Raw genomic sequence first — 9,834 nt, 5'->3', positions numbered from 1 at the left:
GCGACGGGGCGAGCCCCCCACCCCCCCCCCCCCCGCCCCGAGGTCCCCTACCCGGGCCGACCCGGCTCCCCAGCCCGGACCCCCGAGGCCCCCCCCCCCCCGGGGGGGGGCCCCATTCGGCCGTCCACCAGGCGGCCGGCGCACCACCCCCGCCGCACTGTCGTCCCGGCAGAGCGGCAGTCATATCCGTGTGACCAATGGAGAGTTGATGACCACCACGCTGCGAAGGCTGCTGGTTTCCGTCCTGCTGATACCGCTGCTCGCGCTCGGCGGCCTGGCGACCCCGGCGCTGGCCGCCGGTGCCCAGGGCGCCGGCGCCGCCGAGGCCGCCCACGGCCGGAGCCCCGCCGACGACCCGAATGCCGACATCAAGGACCGCCTGGCGGCGATCCCCGGGGTGACGATCACCGAGGAGAAGCCGACCACCACCGGTCACCGCTACTTCCTGCTCACCTACACCCAGCCGATCGACCACTTCCGCCCCTGGCTGGGCACCTTCCAGCAGCGCTTCAGCGTGCTGCACCGGGGCTACGACCGCCCGACCGTCTTCTACACCAACGGCTACACGCTGGGCACCAACCCGTCGCGCACCGAGCCGACCCGGCTGGTGGACGGCAACCAGGTGTCCATCGAGTACCGGTACTTCACCCCGTCGCGCCCCGAGCCGGCGGACTGGTCCAAGGCCGGCATCCGCCAGCAGGCCGCCGACTCGCACCGGCTGGTGACCGCGCTCAAGCGGATCTACCAGCAGGAATGGCTCTCCACCGGCGCCAGCAAGGGCGGCATGTCCTCCACCTACTTCCGCCGCTTCTACCCGGACGACGTCGCGGGCACGATCGCGTACGTGGCGCCGAACAACACCGACGTCAACGACTACGCGGCCTACACCAACTTCTTCCGCACCGTCGGCACCCCCGAGTGCCGGGCCGCGCTGAACGCCGCCCAGCGCGAGCTGCTGGTGCGCCGCGACCGCCTGGAGACCCGCTACGTGGCCGACAACAAGGCCGCCGGCTCGACCTTCAACACCCTCGGCACGCCGGACCGGGCGTACGAGGCGGGCGTGCTCGACGTGGTCTGGGCGTTCTGGCAGTACAGCACCGAGGCGGACTGCGCCAAGGTCCCGGCCGCGGCCACCGCGACCGACGACGCGCTGTACGCGTGGTTCGACTCGCAGTCCGGCATCACCGGCAACAGCGACCAGTCGCTGGCGAAGTACACCGCGTACTACTACCAGGCCGCGACCGAGCTGGGTGCGCCGTTCTTCGACGTCTCGCACCTCAAGGGCGTGCTGCACTACGACTACAAGGAGCTGTACTCGGCCCGGTCGTACGTGCCGAAGGACATCCCGATCTCCTTCAACCCGAACGCGATGCGGGACATCGACCGCTGGGTGAAGCACGACGCCGAGCGGATCATCTACGTCTACGGCGGCAACGACCCGTGGGGCGCCAAGCCGTTCAAGCTCGGCCGGGGCAGTGACGACAGCTACGTCTACACCGTGCCGGGCGGCAACCACGGCTCCAACATCGGCCAGCTGCCGGCCGCGCAGTCGGCGGAGGCGACCGCCAAGGTGCTGGAGTGGGCCGGCCTGGGCGACCAGGACGCCGCCCGCTCGCTCGGCAAGAAGCAGCAGATCCCGCCGTTCGGCCCGCTCGACGAGGAGGGCCTGAAGCTGGAGTCGCAGCGCCACCCGCTGTAAAGCGCCACCCGCTGTGACCGGCAGGTCGTAGCGCTGTGTGACGCTTTGGAGGAGGCCGCCCCCGGTCGGGGGCGGGCAGCGGCACCGGCCGTGCGGCGCGGGCGGCGGCGACGTGCACGGCGCGGGCGGGGGCCGCCGCGGGGCGGGGGCCCCCCCCTCCTCGCGCATCTGGCGGGGCCGGCCCGCTCGGGACGGGCCGGGCCCTATCTGAAGTACTGAATCAGTGCTTCAATGCTTTTATGGCCTACCGACGCACGCCCGCCGTCCAAGCCCGGCTGGACGCCCAGCGCGAGGCCGTGCTGCAGGCAGCCGTCCTGCTGCTCGCCGAGCGCGGCTACGGCGGCTGCACGATGGCCGCCGTGGCGGACCGTGCCGGGATCGCCACCGGAAGCCTCTACCAGCACTTCGCCAACAAGGCCGAGCTGTCCGTGCAGTTGTTCCGCCGGGTGGTCACCCGCGAGATGGCCGCCGTCGACGCGGCCGTCGCCCTCCGGGAGGGCCCGCGGCAGCGGATCGCCGCGGTCGTCGAGACCTTCGCCGCCCGCGCCCTGCGCGCGCCCCGGCTGGCGTACGCGCTGCTGGTCGAGCCGGCCGACGCGGTCGTGGACAGCGAGCGCCTGGTGTTCCGCCGGGCGTTCCGGGACGTGATCGCCACCGAGATCGCCGCCGCCGTGGCGAGCGGCGAACTCCCCGAGCAGGACCCGGTGCTGACCGCCGCCGCGCTGGTCGGCGCGGTCGGCGAGGCGCTGGCCGGCCCGCTCGCGGCCGCGCCTGCGCCTGCGTCTGTGCCTGCGCCTGTGGCAACGGCCGCGCCCACACGGACGGCCGAGCCCACGAAGCCGGCGGGCACCACCGACGTGGTCCCCGCCCTGGTCTCCTTCACCCTGCGTGCCCTGGGAGGACGCGATGACAGCGACGCATGAGGTCACCAACCAGGTGCCCCTGCCGTACGGACACGACACCGCCGCCGATCCGACCCTGCTCGCCGCCCTGCACCGGGCCGGCGCCGGCTGGGCCGAGTCCGAACTGCACGAGCTCGGCCGCCTGGCCGGCTCCGAGCAGGCCGCCGAGTGGGGCCGGCTGGCCAACGAGAACCCGCCCGTCCTGCGCACCCACGACCGCTTCGGCCACCGCGTCGACGAGGTCGAGTTCCACCCGGCCTGGCACGAGCTGATGCGCACCGCCGTCTCCCACGGCCTGCACGCCGCGCCCTGGCGGGACGAGCGGCCCGGCGCCCACTCCGCCCGGGCCGCCAAGTTCTTCGTCTGGGGGCAGGTCGAGGCCGGCCACACCTGCCCGATCTCGATGACCTACGCCGCCGTCCCGGCCCTGCGCGCGAACCCCTCCCTGGCGGGCGAGTTGGAGCCGCTGCTGGCCGCCACCACGTACGACTTCGGGCTGCGCGAGCCGCGCACCAAGCGCGGGCTGATCGCCGGCATGTCGATGACCGAGAAGCAGGGCGGCTCGGACGTCCGCACCAACACCACCACCGCGACCCCGCACCCGGACGGCACCTACCGGCTGACCGGCCACAAGTGGTTCACCTCGGCGCCGATGTCCGACCTCTTCCTGACGCTCGCCCAGGCGCCGGGCGGGCTCAGCTGCTTCATGCTGCCGCGCGTCCTCCCGGACGGCACCCGTAACCGCCTCCAGCTGATGCGGCTCAAGGACAAGCTCGGCAACAAGTCCAACGCCTCCGCCGAGCTGGAGTACGACGGCGCGGTCGGCTGGCTGGTCGGTGAGGAGGGGCGGGGGGTGGCGACCATCATCGAGATGGTCAACATGACCCGCCTGGACTGCACCGTCGGCGCCGCCTCCGGCATGCGCTACGGCGCGACCCGGGCCGTCCACCACGCCCTGCACCGGCGGGCGTTCGGCCGGCCGCTGGTGGACCAGCCGCTGATGCGCAACGTGCTCGCCGACCTGGTCGTGGAGTCCGAGGCGGCCACCGCCGTCGCGATGCGGCTCGCCCAGAGCACCGACCTGGCCCTGGCCGGGGACGAACCCGAGGCGCTGGTACGGCGGTTGGGACTGGCGGTGGCCAAGTACTGGGTCTGCAAGCGCGGCCCGGCGCACGCCGCCGAGGCGCTGGAGTGCCTGGGCGGCAACGGCTACGTCGAGGAGTCCGGGATGCCCCGGCTCTACCGGGAGGCGCCGCTGGTGTCGATCTGGGAGGGCTCCGGCAACGTCGCCGCCCTGGACGCGCTGCGCGCCATGGCCAAGCGCCCGGAGACGGTCGAGGCCTTCCTCGGCGAGCTCGACGCCGCCGCCGGGGCGGACCGCCGGCTGGACGCGGCCGTCGCCGACCTGCGCAAGCAGCTCACCGACCAGGCCGACCTGGAGTACCGGACGCGCCGACTGGTCGAGTCGATGGCGCTGGCCTTCCAGGGCGCGCTGCTGGTCCGCCACGGCAGCCCGGCGGTGGCGGACGCGTTCTGCGCCACCCGCCTCGCCGGGGACCGCGGCTCCGCCTTCGGCACCCTGCCGTCCGGCGTCGACACCGCCGGGATCATCGACCGGGCCCGCCCGGTGCCGGCGTGAGCGAATCCCAGGAGGTCCGCGCGTTCTGGCAGGCCCTGGGCCTGCCCGGCCTCATCGACGTGCACACCCACTTCATGCCGAAGAAGGTCCTCGACAAGGTGTGGGCGTACTTCGACGCGGCCGGCCCGCTGGTGAACCGGCCCTGGCCGATCACCTACCGCGAGGCCGAGGAGCAGCGCGTCCAGCGGCTGCGGGACTTCGGCGTCCGGGCGTTCACCTCGATGCTCTACCCGCACAGGCCCGGCATGGCCGGCTGGCTGAACGCCTGGTCGGCCGACTTCGCCGCCCGCACCCCGGAGTGCCTGCACACCGCGACGTTCTTCCCCGAGCCCGAGGCGCCCGGCTACGTGGCCCGCGCGATCGAGGACGGCGCCCGGGTGTTCAAGGCGCACGTGCAGGTCGGCGGCTACGACCCGGCGGACCGGCAGCTGGACGAGGTGTGGGGGCTGCTCGCCGAGACCGGCACGCCGGTGGTCACCCACTGCGGGTCCGGACCGGTGCCGGGCAACTTCACCGGCCCCGGTCCGATCGGCGAGGTGCTGAAGCGCCACCCCGGACTGGTCCTGGTGGTCGCCCACCTCGGCATGCCCGAGTACCGCGACTTCCTCGACCTGGCCGAGCGCCACCCGGCCGTCCGGCTGGACACCACGATCGCCTTCACGGACTTCGCCGAGGCCGACGTCCCGTTCCCGCGCGCCGAACTGCCGCGCCTGCGCGGCCTCCAGGACCGCGTCCTGCTCGGCAGCGACTTCCCCAACATCCCGTACCGGTACGTGCACCAGCTGGAGGCGCTGGCCGGGATGGGCCTGGGGGAGGAGTGGCTGCGGGCCGTCTGCCACGACAACGCCGCCGCGCTCTTCGGGCTCGCCCCGGCGGGCTGAGGAGGCCGGTTGCCGGGGGTGCGGCCCTGAGCGTCCCCGGCCCGGGCCCTTACCTGCGGGGTAATCGACGCCCGGCGGCCGGGCGGGCAGGGTGGGGGGACCCGGCCGGCGTCACCGCCGCCGGGCCCCATCCCCGTCAGGAGGCTGATCCGCCATGTCCGCGAACGCCCTCACACCCGCCCGCCCCGGCTCCGCCTCCCCCCTGTGGACGGTGCGCGGCGTGCTCGCCCTGGACGCCCTGGTCACCGGCGGCAACGGCCTCGTCTACCTGGCCTTCGCCGGCCCGGTCGGCGAGTTGCTCGGGGTCGGCCGCAGCGTCCTGCTCGCCCTCGGGCTCTTCCTCACCGGCTACGCCCTCGGGGTCGGCGCCCTGGCCGCCCGCCGGCGGCCGCCGCGGCTCGCGGTGCAGGCGGTGATCGACCTCAACGCCGTCTGGGTGGTGCTCAGCCTGGTGGCGATGGCGGCCTGGTTGGAGCCGACCACGGCCGGTGCCGTCTGGATCCCGGTGCAGGCGGCGGTGGTGGCCCTGTTCGCCGTCCTCCAGTTCACCGCGCTGCGCCGCCGCGACGGGGGCGGCACCGGGGGGCGTCGTACCTGAACCGGGGTCAGCGCTCCGGGCCGACCGCGTCCTGGAGGAACCGCACCGTCTCCGCGTCGGCCGGCAGGAGGGTCTCCATGGCCAGCTCGGAGACCGTCACGTCCAGCGGCGTGTTGAAGGTCGTGATGGTGGACAGGAAGGACAGCACCCGCCCCTCGTGCCGGATCCGCATCGGCAGCGCGAACGGGAACAGCCCGGCGCCGTCCGCCTGCTCCCCGCCCGGGCCCGGGTCGTCCGCCGCCGTCGGGTAGCCGGCGACCTCCTCGTACAGCCGCCGCAGCGCCTCGCCGCACAGCAGCTCGATCCGGTGCTCCACCCGTTCCAGCAGGTGCCGCCGCCACTGCGGCAGGTTCACGATGCGCGGCGCCAGCCCCTCGGGGTGCAGGGCGATCCGCATCGCGTTGAGCGGTGGTTCCAGCAGGTGCGGGGCGACGCCGTCGAGGAGCAGCCCGAGCGAGCGGTTGGCCGCCAGCACCTGGAAGGTCCCGTCGACGACCAGCGCCGGGTACGGGTCGTGGGCGGCGAGCAGCCGCTCCAGGCCGCCGCGCAGCGCGTCCATCGACGGGTCGTCCAGCGGCGTCTCGGGGAAGTGCGGGGCGTAGCCGGCCGCGAGCAGCAGGGTGTTGCGCTCGCGGACCGGGACGTCCAGGTGTTCGGCGAGCCGCAGCACCAGCTCCCGGCTCGGGCGGGACCGGCCGTTCTCGACGAAGCTGAGGTGCCGGGTCGAGGAGTCCGCCCGCAGTGCCAGTTGCAGCTGGCTGAGCTGCCGCCGTTCGCGCCAGCCGCGCAGCAGCGGTCCGACTCCGGTACCCGTCGGGCTGCCCATGCCCGCCATGATCGTCATGGCCAGGACGGTACTGGACCGGGCCCGCCCCGGGGGAGAGGGCCTTCCGGCCCGGTCGGTGTGGATTCGGGTGGCACGGCTGGGCGGTGGAGCTTTTCGTTCGGTACGGCTTCGGGGGTCCGGCTCAGACGCCGGTGCTCGACCCCGGCCGGATGACCATCAGCACCACGACCACCGCCCACAGCAGGTTGAACACCCCGGCCGTCATCGGCAGCAGCCGCAGGCCCTGGACGGCCTTGGCGTGCTGCTCCGGCGCGGTGTCGGCGCCGAGCGCGTCCACCGCGGCCTGCTGCCCGGGCAGGACGAAGAGCAGCAGCGAGAGCGCGGCGATCGCGGTGAGCACCATCGAGACGATGATCCAGGACTGCCCGAGCACGTCCATCACCTGGGCCAGGCCGATGCCCATCACCGGCACCGCGACCCCCAGCAGGGCGTAGACCTGGGTGATCCGGTGCAGGATCCGCAGCACGCCCGCGTCCGAGGCCTGGTCCGGCCCGCCGGCCAGCGCGGCCTTGGCCCGGCGCGGGAACATGCTGACGGCCACCGCGACCGGGCCTATGAACAGGACCGACGCGAGGACGTGCAGGCTCAGCAGGAACTTGGCCATGGCGGGGACACCCTTAAATCCGGCGGTGGGCAGCTGGTGCGACGGGCGTCCGGTGGCGGCGCGCCCGCGATCAGGCACGCTAACACCGCTTATCCGGGGGCCCGCCGCGCGGGTGGGCGTGCTCGTTCCGCAGGACTGCAGTGCTCCGCCCTGTTCAGCCCGCCGTCGTCAGCTGGACGATCCTCGGCGCGGCGGTGCTGACCGCCGCGACGGCGGCGCCGTGCTCCGGGTCGGCCCAGTCGAGCAGGTGCAGGTCCTGGTGGCGGCTGCGCAGCGGGGCGCCGGGCGGGACGTCCAGGGGCAGGTCGGACAGGTCGACGGAGGCCAGGGTGTCCAGGGTGGCCCGCCCGATCTTGATCAGCGACTCCTTGCGCACCCACAGCCGCAGGAACGCCTGGTCCGGTTCCGGTGCCGCCTCGACCAGGCGCAGTTCGGCGGGGGAGAGCACCCGGCGGGCGACCGCGCCCAGCGATCCGCCGCGCGCGGCCAGCTCGACGTCCACCCCGACCGGCTGGTGGCCGGCTCCGGCCGCGACCACGCCCCGGGTGTGCGACAGGCTCACGTGCACCTCGGGGTGGTCCGGCAGGTACGGCTTGCCGTGGTCGGCCAGGCCGCAGTCCGGGCACAGCTGGGCGAGCGTGAGCGAGGCCGCCGGGACGTCGAGCAGCCGGGCGGCGCAGAGCCGGACCAGCACGTGGCCGGCGGTGAAGTCGATCCGCCCGGACTCGTGCCGGAAGCGCGCGGCGCGCTCGCGTTCGAGGGGGGTGAGCAGGTGCTCGCCCGCTTCGGGGTGCCGCAGTACGGCGTCGGCGGACGCGACGGCGACGAGCGGCGTGCTCTGGTCCTGGGCCTCGGAGGTCATTGCTCCAACCTAACGGGCGCGGACGTCGGGCGGGGGCGGCGCGGAGGTCGCCCGGGCAGGGCCGGTGGGAGGCGACTGCTGCGCCGCGCGGTGGATTTTCGGATCGGATCTGAGGATCTGTAGGGTAGGAATCGCCCGATTTGAGGTTGGATGTCCCGGATCTGTGGGATCGCCAGCAGATAGTACGAACGGGGCAGGTTATGCGCGCCTGCTCTTTTTCCTATGCGCGGAGGAATGTGTCGATGGGTCAGGGCACCGGTACGCCGGATCACAGAACGACCGCCGTGAGAAGAGAACCCGCCACCCGCAGGCGTCGGACCGTCCGGGTCGCCGTGGCGACCGTCGTCGCGGCGCTGCCGCTGGCGGCCGTGCTGACGGTCGGTTCGGCTGCTCCGCTCGCCCCGCCGCTGGGCGCCTGCACGGGCCCCGACTGCCCCGCCACCTGGCCGCCGCCGAACAACGGCGACTTCCCCGGCCGGGACGCCAGCATCAACGTCTTCACCGGCGGCAACTACACCGTGACCGGCCGCGCCGCCGAGGCCGAGGGCAAGATCGTCACGCTGGGGAACCTGACCGTCGAGAAGAACGGCGGCGGCATCTACAACATGGGCGTCGTCGGCGTCGGCTCGCGCGTCGTGCCGCCCAACGGCAGCGACTTCGTCACCACCGGCGGCAACGTCGACGTCGTGACCGGCAACTCGATCCTGATCGGCGGGAGCGACTCCCACGGCCCGGCCTTCGGCAACCTGCGCCACGCGGGCAGCGTCACCGGCACCGTCAGCATCGACCCCACCGGCCAGGCGATCCAGGACCCGAACGCCGCCGCCCCGTACCAGACGGTGCTCACCCAGATCGAGGAGATCTCCGACTGCGTCGGAAAGGCCACCGCGACCGGCACCGTCGACATCTCCTCCAGCCAGGCGACCTTCACCGGCGACGGGACCAGCCTGAAGCAGGTCTTCAACGTCACCCAGAACCTCGCCTCGCCGAGCGGCGGGCAGATCGGACTGGTCTTCAACAACATTCCGGCCGGGGCCACCGTCGTGGTGAACATGCTCGGGGACAGCCCGATCATCAACACCTACACGGGCACCGGCCTGGCCGGGGACCAGACCACCGACATGCGGTCGAAGCTGATGTACAACTTCCCGACCGCGACCTCGGCGCAGATCCTCGGCAGCGCCCAGTTCCAGGGCTCGGTCCTGGCCGGCAACCCGGGCGGCACCACGACCATCGCCCAGCCCGGGATGAACGGCCGGGTGTACCTCGCGGGCAACCTGATCCACACCGGCACCGGCGGCTACGAGATCCACAGCTACCCGTTCGACGGGGACCTGCCGGACTGCCAGGTGACGCCGAGCCCGTCGCCGTCCACCTCGCCGTCCTCCTCGCCGTCGTCGTCCCCGTCCTCTTCGCCGTCCTCGTCGCCCTCTTCCTCCCCGTCTTCTTCGCCGTCGTCGTCCCCGTCGTCGTCCCCGTCCTCCTCGCCCTCTTCCTCGCCGTCGTCGTCCCCGTCCTCGTCGCCCTCGGCCAGTCCGTCCAGCTCGGGCCCGGCCCCGACCAGCCACCACCCGTCCGAGCACCCGACCAGCCACCACCCCGGTGGCGGCGGTGAGCTGCCCTCCACCGGCGCGGGCAACGCCCCGGTGGTCTTCGGCCTGGCCGGCGTCGGCCTGCTCGGCCTCGGCGGTCTCGCCGTCCTGGCCGCCCGCCGTCGCGGTCGCCACAGCTAGGTCCGGCTTGGGGCTTGCCCAGCGCAAGGAACGCCCGAGCAGCAACAACGGCCCAGGCCGCCCGCGTCG

General features: G+C 73.6%; 9 protein-coding genes. 6 read left to right on the top strand and 3 right to left on the bottom strand.

The window, feature by feature from the left end; all coding sequences use genetic code 11:
• Positions 1-208: 208 nt before the first annotated feature.
• The 5 genes from ACFV6I_RS16890 to ACFV6I_RS16870 all read left to right on the top strand — a co-directional run bounded on the left by ACFV6I_RS16890 (position 209) and on the right by ACFV6I_RS16870 (position 5,719).
• Entirely contained in the window at positions 209-1,699 is a 1,491-nt protein-coding gene (locus ACFV6I_RS16890) for a S28 family serine protease (protein WP_063347423.1), read from the top strand.
• A gap of 239 nt (positions 1,700-1,938) precedes the next feature.
• Complete coding sequence (locus tag ACFV6I_RS16885) at positions 1,939-2,622, top strand: TetR/AcrR family transcriptional regulator (protein ID WP_380425989.1); 684 nt, start codon at positions 1,939-1,941, stop codon at positions 2,620-2,622.
• Positions 2,606-4,240 carry an acyl-CoA dehydrogenase family protein gene (locus ACFV6I_RS16880; protein WP_380425987.1) on the top strand — a complete coding sequence of 545 codons (1,635 nt, stop codon included), beginning with the start codon at positions 2,606-2,608 and terminating at the stop codon, positions 4,238-4,240. The genes ACFV6I_RS16885 and ACFV6I_RS16880 overlap by 17 nt, the downstream gene beginning before the upstream one ends.
• Positions 4,237-5,121 carry an amidohydrolase family protein gene (locus ACFV6I_RS16875; protein ID WP_380425985.1) on the top strand — a complete coding sequence of 295 codons (885 nt, stop codon included), beginning with the start codon at positions 4,237-4,239 and terminating at the stop codon, positions 5,119-5,121. The genes ACFV6I_RS16880 and ACFV6I_RS16875 overlap by 4 nt, the downstream gene beginning before the upstream one ends.
• Positions 5,122-5,275: 154 nt before the next feature.
• Positions 5,276-5,719: a hypothetical protein gene (locus ACFV6I_RS16870; protein WP_380425983.1), complete on the top strand. Its 444-nt coding sequence runs from the start codon at positions 5,276-5,278 to the stop codon at positions 5,717-5,719.
• Between the two features lie 7 nt (positions 5,720-5,726).
• On the opposite strand, the gene ACFV6I_RS16865 is transcribed toward ACFV6I_RS16870, so the two are convergent.
• The 3 genes from ACFV6I_RS16865 to ACFV6I_RS16855 all read right to left on the bottom strand — a co-directional run bounded on the left by ACFV6I_RS16865 (position 5,727) and on the right by ACFV6I_RS16855 (position 8,032).
• Positions 5,727-6,563, bottom strand: coding sequence for a helix-turn-helix domain-containing protein (locus ACFV6I_RS16865; RefSeq protein WP_063347419.1), 837 nt, complete (start codon positions 6,561-6,563; stop codon positions 5,727-5,729).
• A 124-nt stretch (positions 6,564-6,687) separates the two neighbouring features.
• On the bottom strand, positions 6,688-7,170 hold the full coding sequence (locus tag ACFV6I_RS16860; RefSeq protein WP_063347418.1) for a DUF2269 family protein: 483 nt from the start codon (positions 7,168-7,170) through the stop codon (positions 6,688-6,690).
• Positions 7,171-7,324: 154 nt separating this feature from the next.
• Positions 7,325-8,032, bottom strand: coding sequence for a 4'-phosphopantetheinyl transferase family protein (locus ACFV6I_RS16855; RefSeq protein ID WP_380425981.1), 708 nt, complete (start codon positions 8,030-8,032; stop codon positions 7,325-7,327).
• A gap of 284 nt (positions 8,033-8,316) precedes the next feature.
• Between ACFV6I_RS16855 and ACFV6I_RS16850 the strand changes: the two genes are divergently transcribed.
• Positions 8,317-9,765, top strand: a complete 1,449-nt coding sequence (locus ACFV6I_RS16850; protein ID WP_380425979.1) for a choice-of-anchor A family protein — start codon at positions 8,317-8,319, stop codon at positions 9,763-9,765.
• Positions 9,766-9,834 lie beyond the last annotated feature (69 nt).

This window comes from Kitasatospora sp. NPDC059803 (genome assembly GCF_042732255.1).
Classification (GTDB): domain Bacteria; phylum Actinomycetota; class Actinomycetes; order Streptomycetales; family Streptomycetaceae; genus Kitasatospora.
Note: the sequence above shows the minus strand (reverse complement) of the source record. Positions and strands in the feature narration are given on the sequence as shown.

Excerpts from the sequence above, each read along its gene's own strand:
- ACFV6I_RS16865 (WP_063347419.1), bottom strand. The coding sequence starts at position 6,563 with ATGACGATCATGGCGGGCATGGGCAGCCCGACGGGTACCGGAGTCGGA.
- ACFV6I_RS16860 (WP_063347418.1), bottom strand. The coding sequence starts at position 7,170 with ATGGCCAAGTTCCTGCTGAGCCTGCACGTCCTCGCGTCGGTCCTGTTC.
- ACFV6I_RS16890 (WP_063347423.1), top strand. The coding sequence starts at position 209 with ATGACCACCACGCTGCGAAGGCTGCTGGTTTCCGTCCTGCTGATACCG.
- ACFV6I_RS16880 (WP_380425987.1), top strand. The coding sequence starts at position 2,606 with ATGACAGCGACGCATGAGGTCACCAACCAGGTGCCCCTGCCGTACGGA.
- ACFV6I_RS16885 (WP_380425989.1), top strand. The coding sequence starts at position 1,939 with ATGGCCTACCGACGCACGCCCGCCGTCCAAGCCCGGCTGGACGCCCAG.
- ACFV6I_RS16855 (WP_380425981.1), bottom strand. The coding sequence starts at position 8,032 with ATGACCTCCGAGGCCCAGGACCAGAGCACGCCGCTCGTCGCCGTCGCG.
- ACFV6I_RS16870 (WP_380425983.1), top strand. The coding sequence starts at position 5,276 with ATGTCCGCGAACGCCCTCACACCCGCCCGCCCCGGCTCCGCCTCCCCC.